This window comes from Streptomyces sp. NBC_00234 (assembly GCF_036195325.1).
GTDB lineage: Bacteria > Actinomycetota > Actinomycetes > Streptomycetales > Streptomycetaceae > Streptomyces.
This window is the reverse complement of the sequence record NZ_CP108101.1, coordinates 4,740,531-4,762,449: the sequence shown is the minus strand read 5'-3', so window position 1 is coordinate 4,762,449 and position 21,919 is coordinate 4,740,531. Positions and strand designations below refer to the sequence as shown.

Below are 21,919 nucleotides of genomic sequence, written 5' to 3'. Positions count from 1 at the left end.
CGGGCGGCGAGTGATCGTTTCCGCAGGGCCGGCACCGCGTACCCGTGATCACCCCGGGAAGGGCTGGGACGTCACACCCACCCCCCTGATGAATCGGGACGTTCTTCCATGCGCCTGCGCACCCTCACCGCTGCCGCCGCCTGCGGCCTCGCCGTGCTCCTCGCCGCCCCCGGCTCCGCCTCGGCGGCGGAGGGATACTTCACCTACCAGTACGAGATCCCCGGCGGCGCACAGCAGACGGGCACCCTGGCCGACCCGCCGAGCGGCGTGTGCATCACGCTTCCCGAGGTGGCCCCCGGGTGGACGCCGCCGGCCCACACCCCGAGGAACTACACGGACTCGGTCGCCACGGTCTTCGCCGACGCCGACTGCGAGGGCCCCTACTTCAGCCTCCGCCCGAACGGCGGGCACGCCTCCGAGCGGTTGAAGGTCCGCTCCGTGGTCTTCAGCTGACCTGCCCGGCAGCCCCCGGCACGCGAGCCCCGGCACGCACCGCGACAGCGGTCGTACCGGGGCTCCGCGCACTCCATAGGGTGGCTCCCATGCCCACCCCACCCGCACCTTCATTCACTCTGGTCGCCACGGATCTGGACGGCACGCTGCTGCGCCCCGGAGACCTCGTCAGCCCCCGCTCCCGCGCCGCGCTCTCCCTCGCCGCGGCGGCGGGCGCACGGCATCTCGTCGTCACCGGCCGCCCGGTGCCCGGCATACGCTCCCTGCTCGCCGCACTGGGCTCCGACGGCCCGGTCGTCTGCGGGCAGGGCACCCAGCTGTACGACGCGGGGACCGGCCGCCTGCTCCGCTCCGTGACGCTCGACCGGGAGCTGGCCGAGACGGCGCTCGGCAAGATCGAGGCGGAGGTCGGCGGGGTCTTCGCCGCCGTGGACCAGGACGGCACCGACGGCCGGACGCTCATCGAACCGGGCTATCGGATGCCCCATCCGACGCTGCCCGCCGTACGGACACCCCATCGCGCAGCGCTCTGGGAGCGCCCGGTCATCAAGGTGCTGGTGCGCCACCCGGAGCTCTCGGACGACGCGCTGGCGTCCGCCGCCCGCGCCGTCGTGGGCGATCTGGCCACCGTCACCATGGCGGGCCCCGGCACCGTCGAACTGGCCCCGTACGGCGTCGACAAGGGCACCGGCCTGGCCCTCGCCGCCGAGGCGCTCGGCCTGGACCCGGCCGGCACGATCGCCTTCGGCGACATGCCCAACGACCTGCCGATGTTCCGCCGCTCCGGGTACGGCGTGGCGATGGCCAACGCCCACCCCGAACTGAAGGCGGTGGCGGACGAGGTGACGTCCTCGAACGAGGACGACGGGGTGGCGGAGGTCCTGGAGCGGGTGTTCGGCTGAGGCGGAGCGGAGCCGCTCAGGAACCGGTGCCCTCCCGGCCCTGGGGCGGGCTCACCTCCTGCTCGGTCCAGAGCGCCTTGCCGTCGCGGCTGAACCGCGTACCCCAGTGGCTGGCCAGCTGCGACACGATGAACAGTCCGCGTCCGCCCTCGTCCACGGTGCGGGCGTGCCTGAGATGCGGGGCGACCGAGCTGCTGTCGTGGACTTCGCAGGTGAGGGTGCGGTCCAGGAGGAGCCGCAGATGGAGCGGCGGAGTGCCGTACCGGACGGCGTTGGTGATCAGTTCACTGACGATGAGTTCGGTGGCGTAGACCGTCTCCTCGTCGAGCTGCCAGGCTTCGAGCTGTTCGCGCACCAGCCCGCGCGCCAGGCTCGGAGTCGTCCGGTCGTGCTCCAGCTCCCACGTCGCGACGTGGTCGGCCGGCACGGTGCCGGTGCGGGCCAGCAGGAGCGCGGCGCCGTCCGGGTGGGAGTCGGGGGGCAGCGTGTAGACGAGGTTGTCGCACAGGTCCTGGAGCGGCTTGTCCGGGTGGGCGAGTGTGTCCCTGATGAGGGCGGGCGCCGCGGCGTCGGACCGGAACGCGCTGGTGAAGAAGGCGAGGACACTGCCCTCTTCGAGCGCGATGGTGGCCGGGGCGAAGGGTGCGGTGTCCTTCGAGAACAGACCGGGACCCTCGGGAACCTCGACGTCCAGCGGGGTGCCGTCGGGCCCGGTCACGACCGGCCCCGGGTGGCCGGCCCGGGCGATCGTGCAGGTACGGGAGAACGGGTCGTAGACGCCGTACATGCAGGTCGCCGTCAGCGTCTCCTTCTGCAGGGAGTCGCCGGGCGGCAGCGCGGCCCGCTCCTTGGCGAGACGGTCGGCGGTGTCCTTGAGCCGGGCCAGCATCTCGTCGGGTTCCAGGTCGATACCGGACAGCGCCTGGATGACCGTGCGCAGCTGCCCCATGACGATGGCCGTCTGGAGGCCGCGCCCGGCGACCGTCCCGACGACCAGGGCGGTACGGGCCCCGGAGAGCGCGATCGTGTCGAACCAGGAACCGCTGTTGCGCCCGGGCAGCAGGACGTGCGCCGTCTCGACGGCGATCCGGGGGCCTTCCTCCTGCGGGAGCAGGCGGCGCTGGACCGTAGAGGCGATCACGTGGTCGCGCTCGTAGCGGCGGGCGTTGTCGATGCTCAGCGCGACCCGGGTGGCGGTGGCCAGGGCGAGACTGACGTCGTCCTCGTCGAAGGAGTCCGAAACCCCGCACCGGTACAGGCTCACCAGCCCGAGGACCGTGCCGCGCAGCGTCAGCGGGACCACCATCAACGAGTGCGCGCCGGTCGCCCCGATCAGCCGGGCCGCGTCGGGGTCGGCGTCCAGCCACGGGGTGTCGCTGTCGAGGCGTACGACCCGTACGCCCAGGTCCGAGGCCGCCAGGGCGTACGGGGTGCGGGGGGCCAGCCGCCGCACCTCGGGGGCCGGCGCGGCCTCGTGCTCGTCTTGCTCCCACCCCAGGCCGCCGAGGAACCCCGTACGGGCGGCCCGCCGCAGCGGGACGTCGGGGCCCAGCGGCCCGAGCGGCGGATCCGCGCCGCGCAGCACGTCGTCCACCACCTCGATGGTCGCGAAGTCGACGAAGCGCGGCACGACGGCTTCGATGTACGCCTCGCAGATGTCCGCCACGTCCAGGGAGCTGCCCACGCCGTCACGGACCGCGGTCAGGCACCTGTCCCGGGCACGCACCTTCTCCCGTTCGGTGACGTCGACGACCGCTGCCAGGAGGCCGATCACCTCGCCCGCCTCGTTGTCCAGCCGGTAGACGGAGACCGTCAGACTGCGGAGCGGACCGTCCGCGTCCGTGAACCGTCCGCGCATCAGCAGCCCCACCAGGGGGACCCCGGTGCGCATCACCTCCCGCAGTTGCTCCGCGGTCTCCCGCGGGGCGTCGAGGTGGTAGACGTCGTCGAACCGGCGGCCGAGCAGCCGGTCGACGGGGCCCATGTCGGTCAGGAGATTGACGCGTACCAGCCGGAGGTCCGTGTCGAGGACGTGCAGGCCGACCGCGGACTGGTCGAACAGCGTGTTCAGGAGCGCCGCTCCCAGTCCCTCGGGAGCCTTTTCCCACACCCGGGACCCCGGTCCCCCCGTACCTGCGTCCGTCACGGATTCACCCCACCGTCGATGGCTCTGCGCATCTCGCGCTCCGGCCTGCTTCAGACCAGCATCGAGCCACCCCGCCCACTCCGCCACCGGATCGCGGCGGGGATCAGGTCTCCCGCGCCCCCAGGGAACGCAGCACGTGGGCGACCAGGGCGGCGATCGTCGCCTCGTCCTGCGGCGGTTTGCGCAGCACGTGGCGGTAGTAGACGGGGCCGTAGAGCATCTCGACCGCGAGCGGCAGATCCGCGTCCTCGGGGATCTGGCCCTGCTCCTGGGCCTGGCGCAGACGGCCCACCGCGCGTGTGAAACGCGGTTCGACCAGGTCCTCCCTGACGGCCTTCGCGAGGGCGTCGTCGTGGTGCACCTCGGAGAGGATTCCGGCGTAGGCGGGCCCGAAGGGCGAGGTGGACAGGAGTCGCACCGCGGCACCGATGTGGGTACGCAGGTCGGCGGCGATATCGCCGGTGTCGACGAAGGGGGTGGCGCCCACGAGGCCCTCGGTGAACGCCTCCAGCATCACCGCGCCCTTCGAGGGCCACCAGCGGTAGATCGTCTTCTTGCTCACGCCCGCGCGGGCGGCGATGGCCTCGACGGTGACGCGGGCGTACCCCTTCTCCGCACACAGGTCGAGAGCGGCCTCGAGCGTGGCCTTGCGTGATCGCTCGCTCCGGCGCTGGGAACTCGGCGATGTGATCATTCGGTGAGCATAGGTGGATTCGAGCCATTTCTTGTTGACAGCGTGTCGTCAGAAGTCGAACAATAACCACGCGGAAACGGAACGTACCGTGTCGTCACGTTCCAGCTGTTCGCACCGTTCGTGCCGTCGTGCCGCGACGAGCCGATCGGGGGACGGCTCGACCGGCCGACGGCACGGGCGAACCCCACTCCCCCGGTCACGTCGTGATGTCCTTCGCGGTGAACCGCGCCCAGGCCGCCGAACCGAACACCGCCGCGTACAGACCCTGCAGGCCGAGGTTGTCGGCCAGCCCGTCCCAGAGGACCGGCTCGCGCAGAAGGTCCGCGAACGACAGCCAGTAGTGCGGGAAGAGATACGGATGCACGGCGTCGAGCTGCGGAATCGTGTCCACGATCTGCACGGTGATGAGCACCCCGACGGTGGCGGCCATCGCCGCGATGCCACTGCTGGTGAGCGTCGAGACGAACAGACCGAGCGCCGCGAATCCGATCAGTGACGCCGCCACCGCGACGGCGATCAGCCCGGCCCGCACCAGACCTTCGCCGAAGCCGATCCGGGTCCCCGAGATCGTCGTGACGTCGCCGACCGGGAACAGCAGCACACCCACGGCCAGCGCCGAAGCCGCCACCACCACCGTGGCGACCAGGCAGAACGCCAGCACGGAGGCGTACTTGGCGAGCAGCAGCCTGGTACGGCCCGCCGGGGCGACCAGCAGATAGCGCAGCGTGCCGCTGCCGGCCTCGCCCGCGATCGAGTCGCCCGCGACGACACCGACCGCCATCGGCAGGAACACCGGAAGCGTGGCCGCGAGCGAGGCGAAGACCAGGAACAGCCCGTTGTTGGTGACCTGGGCGAGGAAGGCGGGTCCCGCCGGGCCGCCGGGTCCGCCCGACGGGCCGCCGCCGCCCGTCTCGATCCGCACCGCGATGCCGATCAGTACGGGAACGGCGGCGAGCACCCCGAGCAGGACGAAGGTGCGGCGGCGGCGCAGGGTCGTGACCAGTTCGGACCGGAGGATCCCGAAGGTCCACAGGGCGTTGGCGGGTGTGGTGACGCCGGTGAGCTCAGCCTGCGACATCGAATCCCTCTCCGGTGAGTGCGACGAAGGCGTCCTCCAGCGAGGCCCGTTCGACCCCGAAGGACCGGACGCGCACCCCGCCCCGTACCAGCGCCGCGTTCAGCTCGGCCGGGTCCGTGCCGGGCGGCGGGGCGTCGGCGGTCAGCCGCTGCCCGTCGGCCACCAGGCCGGTGACCCCGAGCTCCTCCAGGACGCGGGCGGCCTCGCCCGGGTCCGGGGTGGTGACGGCCAGCCGGCCCCGGGAGCCCGCGGCGAGTTCGGCGACGGGGCCCTGGGTGACGAGACGGCCGCGCGCCATCACGGCGGCGTGCGTGCAGACCTGCTCGATCTCGTCGAGGAGGTGCGAGGAGAGGAAGACGGTGGTGCCCTCCGCCGCCAGCTCCCGGACCAGCGAACGGATCTCGCGCATGCCCTGCGGGTCCAGGCCGTTGGTCGGCTCGTCGAGGACGAGGAGACGGCGCGGCCGGAGGAGGGCGGCGGCGAGTCCGAGGCGCTGCTTCATACCGAGCGAGTACGCCTTGGCCTTCTTGCCGGCCGCCGCCGCGAGTCCGACCCGGTCCAGGGCGGCTTCGACCCGGGCGCGACGGGTGCGCGGATCGGCGGCCGGGTCGGCGGAGTCGAAGCGCACCAGGTTGTCCCGGCCGGTCAGGAAGCCGTACAGCGCGGGTCCCTCGATCAGCGCTCCGACCTGCGGGAGCACGGAACGCGACCCGGCCGGCATCGGCCGGCCAAGGACCCGCGCGGTGCCGGCGGTCGGCTCGATGAGGCCCATGAGCATCCGGATCGTGGTGGTCTTGCCGGAGCCGTTGGGCCCCAGGAAGCCGAAGACGCTGCCCGCGGGGACCCGCAGGTCGAGCCCGTCCACGGCGAGCGAGCCGCCGCGGTAGCGCTTGGTGAGACCTCGCGTCTCGATGACGGCCGCTTCCCCGGCCCCTGCGTCGCTCATACGCACTCCCAGTCACGCTCACTGCTGCGCGGACGGTCCCACCGTACGGAGCCGCCCCGCCGTACGGAGCGTACGGCGGGGCGGCTCGCGGGGCGGTGCCTACTTGGCGGTGTCGGCCGCGCGCACCAGCGCGTCCTTCGTGACGGCGCCGACGTAGACCTTGCCGTCGTCCGTCATCAGCGCGTTCACCAGGCGCGTCTTGAAGACCGTGCCCGAGCCGAACGTCCCGGTGACCCGGTCGCCCAGCGCGTCGAGGAACTGCTGCGCCTCGGCCGGGACGCCTTCGGCGCCCTGCGTGGGCAGCCCGGCCCCGCCGGGGACCTCCAGCGCGGCGACCGAGGTCCAGCCCTCGCCGATCACGTCGAGCCCCTGGAAGCCCTCCAGCGCGCCGAGTTCCTCCGGAAGCCGGTCCGCCTTGCCGTTCTTCTCCGCCTCGGCCGCCAGGTCCTCGGCCTCGGTCACCTTCGCGCCCTTGGGCGGGGTGAAGGTGAAGGAGGACGCGTCCGGCTTCCCGAAGTCGACCTTGGTGAACCCGGCATCGATCACGGCCTTGCCGCCGCCGCTCGGGGCCAGGGTGAACTTCAGCGGTACGCCGTTCTTCGCGTCGACCGCGATCGTGACCGAGCCGATCGTCGAACCGGACTGCTTCGGCTTGATCAGCAGCCGGTACGCGTCGCGCCCCGCCACCTGCGCCGTGCCGTCGACCGTGACCGACGTGGTGTCACCGGCGGCCTTGAGTGCCTCCTCGGCCAGCGCGTCGGGCGTGGCGGGCACACCCTTCGGCGCCTTCTCGTGCTTGCCGGCCTTCGAGGTGTCGCTCTTCGCGTGGTACGCCTCGTCGGACTGGCTGTCGTACGCCCAGACCTCGCCGGCGTTGTGGATCAGGCTGTACTCGGCGGCGTCCCCGAGGATCGACAGACGCTGCTTGTCGGGGCCGTCGGCCGCCACCCGCAGCGTGTGCGTACCGGAGGTGAGCTCCATGAGCTTGGCCTGCGGGTCGGCCGCGGAGTCGCCCTCGCCCGCTCCGGTGCCGCCCGGGGCGAAGGAGCCCGCGAGTCCGCCGATCGACGGGAGTCCGAGGTCCGCGGTGACCTTCAGCGTGCCGGAGAGCTGCTGCTGGTCCGAGGCGGCGATCTTCTCGATGAGTTCCTGGGCGGTGATCTTCGGCAGCTCCGGGTCCCCGGAATCCGCCAGTGCCGGGACGAGCCCGATGGTCGCCGCCGCGACTCCCGCGACCGCGAACGGGACGATGTATCGCGCCGCCTTGCGACGGCCCGCGACAGTACCCGTGGCCTCGCTGGTGGTCTCCGCGCTGTCGTTCGGTGCCATGTGTGCCCTACCTCCGTGGTCGGCGGCTTCCGTCCGCTCTGCAGCCACTCCCTGCCGCCCTGCTCACCCGATGTGGTCAGGAGTGGTTGTTCTCCATCTGACCAAATCGGGCGGCCACAAGCGTCAGCCCGCGGGATCAACTCCACGTACTGCTCCGGTATGACACCGAACCCTCGGGGGCCACCCTTCCAGTAAGGGTTGCCGTGCGCGGACCGAGCCGAAACCCGGGCCGGGCGGAGCGTCAGCCCGCGCGGTGCACCACGGCGTCGCAGAGCTCTTCGAGCGCGGCCTTCGCGTAGCACTCGGGCAGCGGCGCCAGCGAGGCCCGCGCCTCCTGCGCGTAACGGATGGTGTCCCGTCGCGCCTGCTCCAGCGCCGGGTGGGCGCGGAGCCTGCGCAGCGCCTCGGCGAGCCGGTCGTCGTCGCTCAGGTCGCCGTCCAGGAGCTCGACGAGCTCCACGTCGTCCGGCTTCCCGTCGGCCGCGGCCTGTGCCCGCAGCAGGAGCACGGGGAGGGTCGGGATGCCCTCGCGCAGGTCGGTGCCGGGCGTCTTGCCGGACTCGTGGGTGTCGGAGGCGATGTCGAGCACGTCGTCGGCGAGCTGGAAGGCGACGCCGAGCCGTTCCCCGTACTGGGTGAGGATGTCGACGACCGACTCGTCGGCGCCGGACATCATCGCGCCGAACCGCCCGGAGACGGCGATCAGCGAACCGGTCTTGCCGCCGATGACGTCGAGGTAGTGGCCGACCGGATCGCGTCCGTCGCGCGGGCCCGCGGTCTCCAGGATCTGACCGGTGACCAGGCGCTCGAACGCCTCGGCCTGGATGCGTACGGCCTCCGGACCGAGGTCGGCCAGTATGTGCGACGCACGGGCGAAGAGGAAGTCCCCGGTCAGTACGGCGACCGAGTTGCCCCAGCGGGTGTTGGCGCTGTCGACCCCGCGGCGTACGTCCGCCTCGTCCATCACGTCGTCGTGGTACAGCGTCGCCAGATGGGTCAGTTCGACGACCACGGCCGAGGGCACGACACCCGGCGCGTCGGGGTCACCGAACTGGGAAGCCAGCATCACCAGCAGCGGACGGAAACGCTTGCCCCCTGCACGTACCAGGTGCTGTGCGGCCTCCGTGATGAAGGGCACCTCACTCTTGGTGGCCTCGAGCAGCCCCGCCTCGACAGCGGCCAAACCGGTCTGGACATCGGCCTCAAGAGCCTGGTCCCGAACGCACAGTCCGAACGGCCCGACGACGGTCACGAGGGGATCTCCTGTCTGCTGACGATCACACGGAATGTCGATGTGTCGCTGTCTTCACTCAAGTCAGCGTATCCGGTCCCCTTTGGATCACCGTGGGCGCCTTCCCGCGACCGCCGGTATGTTCGGGATCAGCTCATACGATCAGGAGTTGTCGCTTTGTCCCACACCGCCAGCGATACCGAGCCGACCCAGCCGCCCCCGGAGGACGACCGCGCCTTCTTCGGCCAGCCGCGGGGTCTGATGACCCTGTCCGGCCTGGAGGTCTGGGAGCGGTTCTCGTTCCTGGGCATGCAGGCGATCCTCGTCCTGTTCTTCGCCGACACGGTGTCCAACGGCGGCATGGGCATGGACCCGGGAACGGCCGCGTCGGTCTCCGCCGCCTACGGCACCCTGGTCTATCTGGTCTCCGTCGCGGGCGGCTGGCTGGCCGACCGGATCCTCGGTTCGTACCGCGCCGTCCTGTACGGCGGCATCCTCATCGCCTGCGGCCACTACTCGATGGCCGTACCGACCGACACCATGACCTGGGTCGGCCTGGGGCTGATCAGCGCCGGAACGGGCCTGCTCAAGCCCAATGTCGCCTCGATGGTCGGCAAGCTCTACCGCACCGACGACGACCGGCGCGACGCCGGATTCGCCCTGTACTACATGGCCATCAACATCGGCGCGTTCGCCGGACCGCTGATCACCGGCTGGCTCGGCGAGCATGCCAGCTGGCACTGGGGATTCTCGGCCGCGGCGGTCGGCATGACGCTCGGCCTCATCCAGTACGTGGCGGGCCGGCGTCACCTGGCCGGGCGTAAGCACGCCGCCGAGTTCGCCCTCGCGCCCGGCCCGATGCGGCGCGCCCTGCTGAACATCGCCGCCGGCATCGTCGGGTTCGCCCTCCTCGCCACCGCGCTCACCCTGGCGGGCTGGCTGACGATCGACCGCTTCGTCGACCTGCTCACCCTGATCTCGGTGATCGCTCCGGTCGTCTACTTCGTAGTGATGTTCCGCAGCCCCCGGGTCACCTCCGAGGAGCGCGGGCGGCTGCGCCCGTACGTCGTGCTCTTCCTGGCCTCGGTCGTCTTCAACTTCATCCTCTTCCAGGCGTACTCGACGATGATGCTGCTCGCGTCGACCAACGCCCGTACGGAGATCTTCGGCTTCCACTTCCCGGCGAGCTGGTACGCCTCCGCGCTCGGCGCCTTCGAGGTGGCGCTCGCACCCGTCGTGGCCGCCGTCTGGGCCCGGATGGGCCCGCGCCAGCCGCACGCCTCCAACAAGATCGCCATGGGGGTCGTCCTCGGCGGTCTGTCCTTCCTCCTGATGGTCCTGCCGACCTCCGGGCACGCCGACGACACGTACAAGATGGCCGCCTGGTGGATCGTCGGCTCGTACCTCCTGCTCGGACTCGGTGACGTCCTGCTGGAGACCTCCGGCATGTCCGCCACCACCAAGCTCGCCCCCAAGGCGTTCGCCAGCCAGACGATGGCGTTGTGGTTCCTGTCCCTGGCGCTCGCCAACGGCATCCAGGCCCAGATCGTGAAGCTGTACGGCGAGGTCTCCAACCCCGCCTACTTCGGTGTCAATGGCGCGATCGCGGTGGTCGCCGGCCTGGCCGTCATGGCCGCCGGCCCCTGGCTCAAGCGCACCATGCACCCCGTCCACTGAGGTACCGCCATGCACATCCGCACTGAATTCCCGTACGAGACGACCCGCGAGGACCTGTACATCCCGCTGCCGGACGGCACGCGGCTGTACGCCCGGATCTGGCGGCCGGTCACCGAGGAACCCGTACCGGCGCTGCTGGAGTACCTGCCCTACCGGCTGAGCGACTGGACGGCTCCCCGGGACTGGCAGCGGCATCCCTGGTACGCGGGACACGGGTACGCCTCCGTGCGCGTCGATGTGCGCGGGCACGGCAACAGCGAGGGCATGCCGGGCGACGAGTACGACGCGACCGAGCTGGCCGACGGGGTCGCCGTCATCCACTGGCTCGCCCAGCAGGAGTGGTGCTCGGGCAACGTGGGCATGTTCGGCATCTCCTGGGGCGGCTTCAACTCGCTCCAGCTCGCCGCGCTCGCCCCCGAGCCCCTCAAGGCGATCGTGACCGTCTGCTCCACCGACGACCGCTACGACAACGACGTCCACTACATGGGCGGCTCGGTCCTCGCCGTCGACATGCACGCCTGGGCGGCCACCATGCTGGCGTTCGTCTCCCGGCCGCCGGACCCCGAGCAGGTCGGCGAGAAGTGGAAGGAGATGTGGCTGAACCGGCTGGAGGGCGTCGATCCGTTCATCCACACCTGGCTGGCCCACCAGACCCGTGACGCGTACTGGAAGCACGGCAGCGTCTGCGAGGACTACGGCGCCATCAAGGCGTCCGTGCTCGCGGTGGGCGGCTGGCACGACCCGTACCGCGACACCGTGCTGCGGCTGGTCGAGCACCTGGACCCGGCGAAGGTACGCGGGCTGATCGGCCCGTGGTCGCACCAGTACCCGGACCGGGGGCTGCCCCCCGGCCCCGGCATCGGCTTCCTCCAGGAGACGCTGCGCTGGTGGGACCACCACCTCAAGGGGGTCGACAACGGGGTGATGAACGAGCCCCTGCTGCGCTCCTGGATCAGCGGTTCGCACCCGCCCGCCACGGTCTACGAGACGCTCCCCGGCCGCTGGGTCGGCGACGCGAGCTGGCCGTCGGAGAACGTCTCCCCCGTCGTGTACGCCCTCCAGGGCGGCCCGCAGATCGTCCTCTCGCCGCAGCAGACCGGGGTGGACGCCGGCCGCTTCTTCCCCTTCGGCAACGACGGCGACCTGCCGCCCGACCAGCGCGACGAGGACGCCAAGTCCGTCTCGTTCGAGTTCCCCGTCGAGGACGCCCCCATCGAGATCCTGGGCCGCCCGAGGGTGAAGCTCCGCATCCGGATGGACGTACCGCGCGGCACGGCCATCGCCCGGCTCTGCGACGTGGCACCGGACGGCTCCTCCACCCTGGTCACCCGCGGCGTCCTCAACCTCTCCGCGCGGCACGGCCGCGACCGTGCCGAGGACTGGCCGGCCGGGGAGACGGAGGACGTGACCTTCGAGCTGAACGGCATCGGCCACACCTTCCCGCGCGGCCACCGGATCAGGCTCGCGGTCTCGTCCTCGTACTGGCCGTGGATCTGGCCGCAGGCCGGTTCGGCGGGCTTCACGCTGGACGCGGACGGCAGCTTCGTCGAACTGCCGGTGCGCCGCCACACCGAGGACAACGGCATCTCGTTCGGCGAACCGGAGCAGTCCGAAGCGCTCGGCGTCGTCTACCCGGCCACGCTCGACGAACAGCGCCCGGAGCGCCTGGTGATCCGGGACGTCGCCAAGGGCGAGTGGCGCATGGAGGTCGACCCGCGCTACGGCGGCACCCGTGTCTACCCGGACGGGCTCGAATTCACCGAGGACGCGGTGGAGACGTACACCATCCAGGAGCAGGACCCGCTCTCCGCCCGCACCCGCTCGGACTGGACGATCCGGCTGCACCGCCCCGAGCTGGCCTGGGACGTGGAGATCGAGACCCACTCCGAAATCGGCGCGGACGCGGAGGACTTCATCACCTCCAACGAGGTGATCTGCAAGGACGGCGGCGAAGTCGTCTTCCACCGGACCTGGGAGAAGCGCATTCCGCGCACGGCGGGCTGATCCGGACATGTTCACCCATGGGGTTCCCGGATTTCCGGGGACCCCATAGAACTTTCCGGGCATTAGGCACAGTTGAGACACTGTCACTGGGTATCAACACCGACGTAACGTGTCCTTCAAGTGACCTGGAAAGCGAGGCAGCAACACATGCCCGAGCAGAGCAGCCCGCTCGATCTGGCCGAGGGCGACCCCTTCGGTCCGCACAACCTTCCGTACGGTGTGTTCTCCACCCCCGACCACGCCGGCCACCGCAGGGTCGGCGTCCGCATCGGCAACCACGTGCTGGACGCCGGAGCCGCGGCCCACGCGCTCGGCTCCCCCTACGCGCAACTGCTCGCACAGCCCAGCCTGATGCCCCTGCTCGCAGCCGGCCGCACCGCCTGGCGCGACGTGCGGCGCGCGCTGACGGCCTGGGTGACGGTCCCGGCGCACCGCGCGGACGTCGAGCCCCTGCTGCACCCGGTGGATTCGGTGACGCTCCACCTGCCGTACGAGGTCGCGGACTACGTCGACTTCTACGCCAGCGAGCACCACGCCACCAACGTCGGCAAGATCTTCCGGCCGGACGGCGACGCGCTGACCCCCAACTGGAAGCACCTGCCCATCGGTTACCACGGGCGGGCCGGCACGGTCGTCGTCTCCGGCACGGACGTGGTGCGCCCCTCGGGCCAGCGCAAGGCCCCTTCGGACCCGGCGCCGGTCTTCGGCCCCTCCGTGAAGCTGGACATCGAGGCGGAGGTCGGCTTCGTCGTCGGCGTCCCCTCGGAGCAGGGCACCCCGGTGCCGCTCGGCGACTTCCGTGAGCACGTCTTCGGGCTCTGCCTGCTCAACGACTGGTCGGCGCGCGACATCCAGGCGTGGGAGTACGTGCCGCTGGGGCCGTTCCTCGGCAAGTCCTTCGCCACGTCCGTCTCGGCGTGGGTGACCCCGCTGGAGGCGCTGGACGCGGCCCGCACGCAGCCGCCCGCCCGCGACTTCCCGCTGCTTCCCTACCTGGACGACGCGGACGAGGAGGAGCACGGCGGCATCGATCTGCGGATCTCCGTCGCGATCAACGGGCACCTCGTCTCCGAGCCGCCGTTCTCCTCGATGTACTGGACCGCGGCCCAGCAGCTGGCCCAGATGACGGTGAACGGCGCCTCGCTGCGTACCGGCGACCTCTACGGCTCCGGCACCATCAGCGGCGCCGAGCCGGCCCAGCGCGGCTCCCTCCTGGAGCTCACCTGGAACGGCCGCGACCCGCTGGACCTTCCCGAGGGCAAGCGCACGTTCCTGGAGGACGGCGACGTGGTCACCCTGACCGCGTGGGCCCCGGGGCCGCACGGCACACGCGTCGGCCTCGGCGAGGTCACCGGGCGGATCGTGCCGTCCGCATGAGGTCCGCCCGTTGACGGCCGCGCGCCCCTGCCGGCGCGCGGCCGTCAACGGCACCGATGGGTTCACCTGTTCGCGCGGTTCCGAACGGGTTATCGGCGGATACGCTGGACGGACCCGCGAGACTCCTTCGTATGGGAGCACTGATGAGCATCGAACCCGAGGCGCCCGAGCCGCGGTGGGCGGTTCCGCCCGTGGGCGGCTGGACCGCCGATGACCTGGACACACTCCCGAATCTGCCTCCGCACACGGAGCTGATCGACGGGAGCCTTGTTTTCGTGAGTCCGCAGACCCTGTTCCATTCACGGGCGGTCGACTTCTTCAACTGGCAGCTGCAGTCGCTGGCGCCGCCCGAGCTGGAGGTCGTGCGCGAGTTCACCATCGACATCGACCGCTACAACCGGCCCGAGCCCGATGTGATCGTCGTCGACGGCGAGATCATCCAGAACCCGAACCAGACCCGATTCCCCGCCGAGTCCGTGCGGCTGGCCATCGAGGTCGTCTCACCCGAGTCCCGGTCGCGGGACCGGGAGACCAAGCCCGTGAAGTACGCCCGGGTCAAGATCCCGCACTTCTGGCGGGTGGAGAACCACGACGGGCGTGCCGTGGTCTACGTCTTCGAGCTGGAACCGGCCACCGGCGTCTACACCTCCACGGGGATCTTCCACGACCGGATGAAGGTGTCCGTCCCCTTCCCGGTCGATCTCGACCTCACCGCCATCACCCCGCGCCGCCGGGCGGCGGACCCGCAGTAGTCCCACGACCACCGCCGCCCGGCTCCACGGCTCACTCGTACTCGGGCGGTTCCTCGTCCCAGCCGAACTCCGGGTCCGGGGCCGCCGCGTGGACGGGACGTCCGGGGGCTTCCCTGGTGGCCGGTACGGCAGGTCGCTCGGCCGGCTCGGCACGCGGTGCGTCCGCTGCCCCGGTCCCGGCCTCGACCGCACCGAACGTCGCGAGGACCTCCAGCACCCCTTCGCCGTACGTGGCGAGCTTCTTCTCGCCCAGGCCGCTGACCCCGCCCAGCTCGGCCGCCGAGCCGGGCCGCAGAGCGGCGATCTCCCGCAGCGTGGCGTCGTGGAAGATGACGTACGCCGGAAGCCCCAGCTCCTTCGCCTGAGCGCCGCGCCACGCGCGCAGGGCCTCGAAGACGGGGACGGCCTCCGCCGGGAGCTCCGCGACAGCGGCTGCGGCCTTGCCCCTGCGCTCGCCCTTCGAGGAGGACGAGGACCGGGACGTGGGCTTCTTCGGCTCCTTGCGCAGCAGCACCTCGCGCTCACGCCCGAGGACGGACGCGCTGTCGTCGGTCAGCACCAGCGTGCCGTACTCGCCCTCCACCGCGAGGAGGCCCTGCGCCAGCAGCTGACGCACCACGCCCCGCCACTCGGCCTCGGCCAGCTCCTCGCCGATGCCGAAGACCGAGAGCTGGTCGTGATCGAACTGGATGATCTTCGCGGTCTTCCGGCCGAGCAGGATGTCGATGATCTGGCCCGCGCCGAACTTCTGGCCGCGCTCCCGCTTCAGCCGCACCACCGTGGACAGCAGCTTCTGCGCGACCACCGTGCCGTCCCAGGTCTCGGGCGGGGTCAGGCAGGTGTCGCAGTTCCCGCAGGTCTCCGCTCCGGGCTCCTGGCCGAAGTACGTCAGGAGCTGGGCGCGACGGCACTGGACCGTCTCGCACAGGGCCAGCATCGAGTCGAGGTGGGAGGCGGCGCGGCGCCGGAACGCCTCGTCCCCCTCGCCGCCCTGGATCAGCTTGCGCTGCTGGACGACGTCCTGGAGCCCGTACGCCATCCAGGCCGTGGACGGGCCGCCGTCACGGCCGGCGCGGCCGGTCTCCTGGTAGTACCCCTCGACCGACTTGGGCAGGTCGAGGTGGGCGACGAAGCGGACGTCGGGCTTGTCGATGCCCATGCCGAAGGCGATGGTCGCCACGACGACGAGGCCCTCCTCTCGCAGGAAGCGCGACTGGTGGAGTGCGCGCGTCCCGGCGTCCAGGCCCGCGTGGTACGGAACGGCCTCGATGCCGTTGCGGCAGAGGTACTCGGCGGTCTTCTCGGTGGAGTTGCGCGAGAGGCAGTAGACGATGCCCGCGTCCCCGGCGTGCTCCTCCTTGAGGAAGGTCAGCAGCTGCTTCTTCGGGTCGGACTTCCCCACGATGCGGTACTGGATGTTGGGCCGGTCGAAGCTCGCGACGAAGTGCTTGGCCTCCGGCATCCCCAGACGCTGGGTGATCTCCCGGTGCGTGGCATCCGTCGCGGTCGCCGTCAGCGCGATGCGGGGTACGTCGGGCCAGCGCTCGCCCAGGACGGACAGGGCCAGATAGTCGGGGCGGAAGTCGTGGCCCCACTGCGCCACGCAGTGCGCCTCGTCGATGGCGAAGACGGAGATCTCGCCTCGGGCAAGCAGCGCGAGGGTGGAGTCCAGGCGCAGCCGCTCGGGGGCCAGATAGAGGAGGTCGAGCTCGCCCGCGAGGAACTGGGACTCCATCGACCGGCGCTCGTCGAAGTCCTGCGTGGAGTTGACGAAGCCGGCCCGCACGCCCAGCGCCCGCAGGGCGTCGACCTGGTCCTGCATGAGGGCGATGAGCGGCGAGATCACGATGCCGGTGCCGGGTCTGACCAGCGCCGGGATCTGGTAGCAGAGGGACTTGCCGCCACCGGTCGGCATGAGCACGACCGCGTCGCCGCCCGCCACCACGTGCTCGATGACCGCGCCCTGCTCGCCGCGGAACGCCTCGTACCCGAACACCCGGTGAAGCGTCTGCTGCGCTTCGCTCTCGGTCACACCCATGGTCACGCCCGTCCCGCTCATCTGCTCTGTCCCCCGTGGTCCGGCCTGTCGGGCCTGTCCCGTCCCCCACCACGATAGGCGGCACCTACGACAACGCCGGACGGGCTCTGGATCGAGCCCGTCCGGCGTCCGGGGACGGTGGGTGCCGTTCCGGCTACCGTACGAACACGCCCGCCTGGCTCGCCAGGTCCAGGAAGTACTGCGGGGCCAGGCCCAGCACCAGGGTCACGGCGACTCCGACGGCGATCGTCGTCATCGTCAGCGGGGACGGGACGGCGACCGTGGGGCCGTCCGCCTTCGGCTCGCTGAAGAACATCAGGACGATGACCCGGATGTAGAAGAACGCGGCGATGGCCGAGGAGATCACACCGACCACGACCAGACCGCCCGCACCGCCCTCCGCCGCCGCCTTGAACACGGCGAACTTCCCGGAGAAGCCGGAGGTGAGCGGAATGCCGGCGAAGGCCAGCAGGAACACCGCGAAGACCGCGGCGACCAGCGGCGAGCGACGGCCGAGTCCGGCCCACTTCGACAGATGCGTCGCCTCGCCGCCCGCGTCGCGGACCAGGGTGACGACGGCGAAGGCGCCGACCGTCACGAAGGAGTACGCGACCAGGTAGAAGAGCACCGAGGAGATGCCCTGCGGGGTCGTGGCGATGACACCGGCGAGGATGAAGCCCGCGTGCGCGATAGAGGAGTACGCGAGCAGGCGCTTGATGTCGGTCTGGGTGATCGCGACGATCGCGCCGCCCAGCATCGTGACGATGGCGACCGCCCACATGACCGGGCGCCAGTCCCAGGCGAGGCCCGGCAGCACCACGTACAGGAGGCGCAGCAGCGCACCGAACGCGGCGACCTTCGTGGCCGCCGCCATGAATCCGGTGACCGGGGTCGGGGCGCCCTGGTAGACGTCCGGCGTCCACATGTGGAACGGGACGGCGCCGACCTTGAAGAGCAGGCCGGTCACGATCATCGCGCCGCCGATGAGCAGCAGTGCGTCGTTGCCCATGGTGTCGGCGAGTGCCGGGTCGATGGCCTGGACCGAGCCGTCCACCACGTTGGCGATGGTGGCGTACGAGACGGAGCCCGCGTAGCCGTAGAGCAGGGCGATCCCGAAGAGCAGGAACGCCGAGGAGAAGGCGCCGAGCAGGAAGTACTTCACCGCGGCCTCCTGCGACATCAGCCGCTTGCGGCGGGCGACGGCGCACAGGAGGTAGAGCGGGAGGGAGAAGACCTCCAGCGCGATGAAGAGCGTCAGCAGGTCGTTGGCCGCCGGGAAGACCAGCATGCCCGCGATGGCGAAGAGGACCAGCGGGAAGACCTCGGTCGTGGTGAATCCCGCCCGGACCGCGGCCTTCTCGCTGTCGCTGCCCGGGACCGAGCCGGCCTGCGCGGCGAAGGAGTCGACGCGGTTTCCGTGCGTCACGGGGTCCAGTCGCCGTTCGGCGAAGGTGAACACGGCGACCATGGAGACCAGGAGAATGGTGCCCTGCAGGAACAGCGCGGGGCCGTCCACGGCGATGGCGCCCATCGCCGCGATGTGGGCCTTCGTCGTGCCGTACCCGCCGGCCGCCAGGCCGATGACGGCGGCGAAGGCGGCGGCGAGTGCGACGACGGTCAGGAAGACCTGCGTGTAGTACCGGCCCCTGCGCGGGACGAACGCCTCCGCCAGCACGCCGAGGACGGCAGCGCCGACGACGATGAGGACGGGCGCCAGTTGGGCGTACTCGATGGTCGGCGCCGTGAACTTCTCGTCCGGAGCGGCCGATGTCACCCCGCCCACCGTTGTCCACAGGCTGTGGACAGCTGTTGCGCTCACTTGGCGGCCTCCACCTCGGGCTGGGGGTCCTGCTTCTGTACGTCCTGCATGGTGTGCTCGACCGCGGGGTTGACGACCTCGGTCAGCGGCTTCGGGAAGACCCCGAGGAAGATCAGCACCGCGATCAGCGGAAGGGCGACCGCCAGCTCCCGGACCTTGAGGTCGGGCATGCCCTGGACCTGCGCCTTGACCGGCCCGGTCATCGTCCGCTGGTAGAGGACGAGGACGTAGAGCGCGGCCAGCACGATGCCGGAGGTGGCGATGATGCCCGCCGCCGGATACGCGCTGAACGTGCCGACCAGGACCAGGAACTCACTGACGAACGGCGCCAGGCCGGGCAGCGAGAGCGTGGCCAGACCACCGATCAGGAAGGTTCCGGCCAGGACCGGCGCCACCTTCTGCACCCCGCCGTAGTCGGCGATGAGCCGGGAGCCGCGCCGGGTGATCAGGAACCCGGCGACCAGCATCAGCGCGGCCGTCGAGATCCCGTGGTTGACCATGTAGAGCGTGGCGCCGGACTGGCCCTGGCTCGTCATCGCGAAGATGCCGAGGATGATGAAGCCGAAGTGCGAGATCGAGGCGTACGCGATCAGCCTCTTGATGTCGCGCTGGCCGACCGCGAGCAGCGCCCCGTACACGATGGAGATCAGTGCGAGGACGATGATCACCGGCGTCGCCCACTTGCTGGCCTCCGGGAACAGCTGGAGGCAGAAGCGGAGCATCGCGAAGGTGCCGACCTTGTCGACGATCGCGGTGATCAGCACGGCGACCGGTGCGGTCGCCTCCCCCATCGCGTTCGGCAGCCAGGTGTGCAGCGGCCACAGCGGGGCCTTCACCGCGAAGGCGAAGAAGAACCCGAGGAACAGCCACCGCTCGGTACTGGTCGCCATCTCCAGCGAGCCACTGGCCCGCGCCTCGGCGATCTCGGAGAGCGAGAAGCTCCCCGCGACCACGTACAGCCCGATGACCGCGGCCAGCATGATGAGGCCGCCGACGAGGTTGTAGAGCAGGAACTTGACCGCGGCGTACGAACGCTGGGCCGCCGCGTTCTCGTCGCTGCCGGTGTGCGCCCGGTCCCCGAAGCCGCCGATGAGGAAGTACATCGGGATGAGCATGGCTTCGAAGAGGATGTAGAAGAGGAAGACGTCGGTGGCCTCGAAGGAGAGGATCACCATCGCCTCCACCATCAGGATCAGGGCGAAGAAGCCCTGAGTGGGCCGCCACCGCGAGGACTTGGTCTCCAGCGGGTCGGCGTCGTGCCAGCCGGCCAGCACGACGAACGGGATCAGCAGCGCGGTGAGCGCGATGAGCGCCACCCCGATGCCGTCCACACCCAGCTCGTACCGCACACCGAAGTCCGCGATCCAGGCGTGGGACTCGGTCAGCTGGTAGCGGTCGCCGCCGGGCTCGAACCGGGCGAACACGATGCCCGCCAGGACGAGCGTGCCGAGCGAGACCAGCAGGGCCAGCCATTTGGCGGCGGTGCGCCGCGCGGCCGGGACGGCGGCGGTGGCGATCGCTCCGATCGCCGGAAGCACCGCCGTCGCTGTCAGGAGGGGAAAGGACATGGTGATCAGACCGCCCTCATCAGCAGGGTCGCGGCGATGACGACCGCCGTACCGCCGAACATCGAGACCGCGTAGGTGCGGGCGTAGCCGTTCTGCAGCTTGCGCAGCCGGCCGGAGAGCCCGCCGACCGAAGCGGCCGTACCGTTGACGACGCCGTCGACCAGACTGTGGTCGACGTAGACCAGCGAGCGGGTGAGGTGCTCACCGCCACGGACCAGGACCACGTGGTTGAAGTCGTCCTGGAACAGGTCGCGGCGGGCGGCCCGGGTGAGCAGCGAACCGCGCGGGGCGACGACCGGGACGGGCCTGCGCCCGTACATCGCCCAGGCGACGGCGACACCGATGACGAGCACCACCATGGTGGCGCCGGTGACGGTGGCCGCGCTGACCGGCGGGTGCCCGTGTTCGAACTTGGTGACCGGCTCCAGCCACTGCACGAAGCGGTCGCCGATGGAGAAGAACCCGCCCGCGAACACCGAACCGAAGGCCAGCACGACCATGGGAATCGTCATCGACTTCGGGGACTCGTGCGGGTGCGGCTCGTGGCCCTCCGCGTCCGGCTGCCAGCGCTTCTCGCCGAAGAAGGTCATCAGCATCACCCGCGTCATGTAGAACGCGGTGATCGCGGCGCCCAGCAGGGCGACGGAGCCGAGGATCCAGCCCTCGGTGCCGCCCTTGGCGAACGCGGCCTCGATGATCTTGTCCTTGGAGAAGAAGCCGGACAGACCGGGGAAGCCGATGATCGCGAGATAGCCGAGGCCGAAGGTGACGAAGGTGACCGGCATGTACTTACGGAGGCCGCCGTACTTCCGCATGTCGACCTCGTCGTTCATGCCGTGCATGACCGAACCGGCACCGAGGAAGAGCCCGGCCTTGAAGAAGCCGTGCGTCACCAGGTGCATGATCGCGAAGACGTAGCCGATGGGGCCGAGGCCCGCGGCGAGGATCATGTAGCCGATCTGCGACATCGTCGACCCGGCGAGGGCCTTCTTGATGTCGTCCTTGGCGCAACCGACGATCGCACCGAACAGGAGCGTGACCGCGCCGACGACCACCACGGCCAGCTGCGCGTCGGGAGCGGCGTTGAAGATCGCGCCGGACCGGACGATCAGGTAGACACCCGCGGTGACCATGGTGGCGGCGTGGATGAGGGCCGAGACCGGGGTCGGGCCCTCCATCGCGTCACCGAGCCAGGACTGCAGCGGCACCTGGGCCGACTTGCCGCAGGCCGCCAGGAGGAGCATCAGGCCGATCGCCGTCAGCTTGCCCTCGCTCGTCTCTCCGGTCGCCGCGAACACCGGACCGAAGGCGAAGGTGCCGAAGGTGGTGAACATCAGCATGATCGCGATCGACAGACCCATGTCGCCGACGCGGTTGACCAGGAACGCCTTCTTGGCGGCGGTCGCCGCACTGGGCTTGTGCTGCCAGAAGCCGATGAGCAGGTACGACGCCAGACCGACGCCCTCCCACCCGACGTACAGCAGCAGGTAGTTGTCGGCGATGACCAGCAGGAGCATCGCCGCGAGGAAGAGGTTGAGATAGCCGAAGAAGCGGCGACGGCGTTCGTCGTGCTCCATGTAGCCGATCGAGTAGATGTGGATCAGGGTGCCCACACCGGTGATCAGCAGAACGAACGTCATCGACAACTGGTCGAGCTGGAAGGCGATGTCGGCCTGGAAGCCCTCGACCGGAATCCAGCTGTACAGATACTGACGCATCGTCCGCGCATCGGTCTCGTACCCCAGCATGGTGCTGAAGAGCACGACACCGACGACGAACGACGAGGCGGCGAACAGGGTGCCGATCCAGTGGCCGGCCCGGTCGAGCCGACGGCCGCCGCACAGCAGCACCGCCGCTCCGAGCAGAGGCGCCGCGACCAGCAGCGCAATCAGGTTCTCCACGATT

Annotated in this window: 16 protein-coding genes; 6 read left to right on the top strand and 10 right to left on the bottom strand. The window is 70.6% G+C overall.

All coding sequences use genetic code 11. The features are described from left to right. Positions 1–108 precede the first annotated feature (108 nt). Positions 109–453, top strand: a complete 345-nt coding sequence (locus OG230_RS21045) for a hypothetical protein (protein ID WP_328905277.1) — start codon at positions 109–111, stop codon at positions 451–453. Between the two features lie 89 nt (positions 454–542). Next, complete coding sequence (locus OG230_RS21040) at positions 543–1,355, top strand: Cof-type HAD-IIB family hydrolase (protein WP_328905276.1); 813 nt, start codon at positions 543–545, stop codon at positions 1,353–1,355. A gap of 16 nt (positions 1,356–1,371) precedes the next feature. On the opposite strand, the gene OG230_RS21035 is transcribed toward OG230_RS21040, so the two are convergent. From OG230_RS21035 to OG230_RS21010, 6 genes are all read right to left on the bottom strand, one after another. Then, positions 1,372–3,501, bottom strand: a complete 2,130-nt coding sequence (locus tag OG230_RS21035) for a SpoIIE family protein phosphatase (RefSeq protein WP_443051349.1) — start codon at positions 3,499–3,501, stop codon at positions 1,372–1,374. A 103-nt stretch (positions 3,502–3,604) separates the two neighbouring features. Further along, positions 3,605–4,195, bottom strand: coding sequence for a TetR/AcrR family transcriptional regulator (locus OG230_RS21030; protein ID WP_328905275.1), 591 nt, complete (start codon positions 4,193–4,195; stop codon positions 3,605–3,607). A 196-nt stretch (positions 4,196–4,391) separates the two neighbouring features. Next, the gene (locus tag OG230_RS21025) at positions 4,392–5,273 is read right to left on the bottom strand and encodes an ABC transporter permease (RefSeq protein WP_328905274.1); all 882 of its coding nucleotides are present in this window, start codon (positions 5,271–5,273) and stop codon (positions 4,392–4,394) included. Next, positions 5,260–6,219: an ABC transporter ATP-binding protein gene (locus OG230_RS21020; RefSeq protein ID WP_328905273.1), complete on the bottom strand. Its 960-nt coding sequence runs from the start codon at positions 6,217–6,219 to the stop codon at positions 5,260–5,262. Before OG230_RS21020 ends, OG230_RS21025 begins: the two co-directional genes overlap by 14 nt. Positions 6,220–6,318: 99 nt before the next feature. Next, a complete protein-coding gene (locus OG230_RS21015) occupies positions 6,319–7,548 on the bottom strand; it encodes a LolA family protein (RefSeq protein WP_328905272.1) in 1,230 nt (409 codons plus the stop codon). 241 nt (positions 7,549–7,789) lie between these two features. Further along, the gene (locus OG230_RS21010) at positions 7,790–8,800 is read right to left on the bottom strand and encodes a polyprenyl synthetase family protein (RefSeq protein WP_328905271.1); all 1,011 of its coding nucleotides are present in this window, start codon (positions 8,798–8,800) and stop codon (positions 7,790–7,792) included. Positions 8,801–8,956: 156 nt separating this feature from the next. On the opposite strand from OG230_RS21010, the gene OG230_RS21005 reads away from it, so the two are divergent. From OG230_RS21005 to OG230_RS20990, 4 genes are all read left to right on the top strand, one after another. Next, positions 8,957–10,456 (top strand): peptide MFS transporter, encoded by a 1,500-nt coding sequence (locus OG230_RS21005; RefSeq protein ID WP_328905270.1) that lies wholly within the window; start codon positions 8,957–8,959, stop codon positions 10,454–10,456. Between the two features lie 9 nt (positions 10,457–10,465). Next, entirely contained in the window at positions 10,466–12,460 is a 1,995-nt protein-coding gene (locus OG230_RS21000; RefSeq protein WP_328905269.1) for a CocE/NonD family hydrolase, read from the top strand. A gap of 147 nt (positions 12,461–12,607) precedes the next feature. Further along, positions 12,608–13,837 carry a fumarylacetoacetase gene (gene fahA, locus OG230_RS20995; protein ID WP_328905268.1) on the top strand — a complete coding sequence of 410 codons (1,230 nt, stop codon included), beginning with the start codon at positions 12,608–12,610 and terminating at the stop codon, positions 13,835–13,837. Positions 13,838–13,980: 143 nt separating this feature from the next. Then, entirely contained in the window at positions 13,981–14,589 is a 609-nt protein-coding gene (locus OG230_RS20990; protein WP_328905267.1) for a Uma2 family endonuclease, read from the top strand. A 31-nt stretch (positions 14,590–14,620) separates the two neighbouring features. On the opposite strand, the gene recQ is transcribed toward OG230_RS20990, so the two are convergent. The 4 genes from recQ to nuoL all read right to left on the bottom strand — a co-directional run bounded on the left by recQ (position 14,621) and on the right by nuoL (position 21,915). Continuing rightward, positions 14,621–16,648, bottom strand: coding sequence for a DNA helicase RecQ (gene recQ / locus OG230_RS20985; RefSeq protein ID WP_443051348.1), 2,028 nt, complete (start codon positions 16,646–16,648; stop codon positions 14,621–14,623). 133 nt (positions 16,649–16,781) lie between these two features. After that, complete coding sequence (nuoN, locus tag OG230_RS20980) at positions 16,782–18,446, bottom strand: NADH-quinone oxidoreductase subunit NuoN (protein ID WP_328905266.1); 1,665 nt, start codon at positions 18,444–18,446, stop codon at positions 16,782–16,784. Then, entirely contained in the window at positions 18,443–20,014 is a 1,572-nt protein-coding gene (locus OG230_RS20975) for an NADH-quinone oxidoreductase subunit M (protein WP_328905265.1), read from the bottom strand. Before OG230_RS20975 ends, nuoN begins: the two co-directional genes overlap by 4 nt. A 5-nt stretch (positions 20,015–20,019) precedes the next feature. Next, a complete protein-coding gene (gene nuoL / locus OG230_RS20970) occupies positions 20,020–21,915 on the bottom strand; it encodes an NADH-quinone oxidoreductase subunit L (protein WP_328905264.1) in 1,896 nt (631 codons plus the stop codon). Between the last annotated feature and the right edge of the window lie 4 nt (positions 21,916–21,919).

What these genes read in the sequence shown, in the direction of transcription:
- OG230_RS21045 (WP_328905277.1), top strand. Translation starts at nt 109, where the DNA reads ATGCGCCTGCGCACCCTCACCGCTGCCGCCGCCTGCGGCCTCGCCGTG.
- OG230_RS21040 (WP_328905276.1), top strand. Translation starts at nt 543, where the DNA reads ATGCCCACCCCACCCGCACCTTCATTCACTCTGGTCGCCACGGATCTG.
- OG230_RS21030 (WP_328905275.1), bottom strand. Translation starts at nt 4,195, where the DNA reads ATGATCACATCGCCGAGTTCCCAGCGCCGGAGCGAGCGATCACGCAAG.
- OG230_RS21025 (WP_328905274.1), bottom strand. Translation starts at nt 5,273, where the DNA reads ATGTCGCAGGCTGAGCTCACCGGCGTCACCACACCCGCCAACGCCCTG.
- OG230_RS21020 (WP_328905273.1), bottom strand. Translation starts at nt 6,219, where the DNA reads ATGAGCGACGCAGGGGCCGGGGAAGCGGCCGTCATCGAGACGCGAGGT.
- OG230_RS21015 (WP_328905272.1), bottom strand. Translation starts at nt 7,548, where the DNA reads ATGGCACCGAACGACAGCGCGGAGACCACCAGCGAGGCCACGGGTACT.
- OG230_RS21000 (WP_328905269.1), top strand. Translation starts at nt 10,466, where the DNA reads ATGCACATCCGCACTGAATTCCCGTACGAGACGACCCGCGAGGACCTG.
- fahA (WP_328905268.1), top strand. Translation starts at nt 12,608, where the DNA reads ATGCCCGAGCAGAGCAGCCCGCTCGATCTGGCCGAGGGCGACCCCTTC.
- OG230_RS20990 (WP_328905267.1), top strand. Translation starts at nt 13,981, where the DNA reads ATGAGCATCGAACCCGAGGCGCCCGAGCCGCGGTGGGCGGTTCCGCCC.
- recQ (WP_443051348.1), bottom strand. Translation starts at nt 16,648, where the DNA reads ATGAGCGGGACGGGCGTGACCATGGGTGTGACCGAGAGCGAAGCGCAG.
- OG230_RS20975 (WP_328905265.1), bottom strand. Translation starts at nt 20,014, where the DNA reads ATGTCCTTTCCCCTCCTGACAGCGACGGCGGTGCTTCCGGCGATCGGA.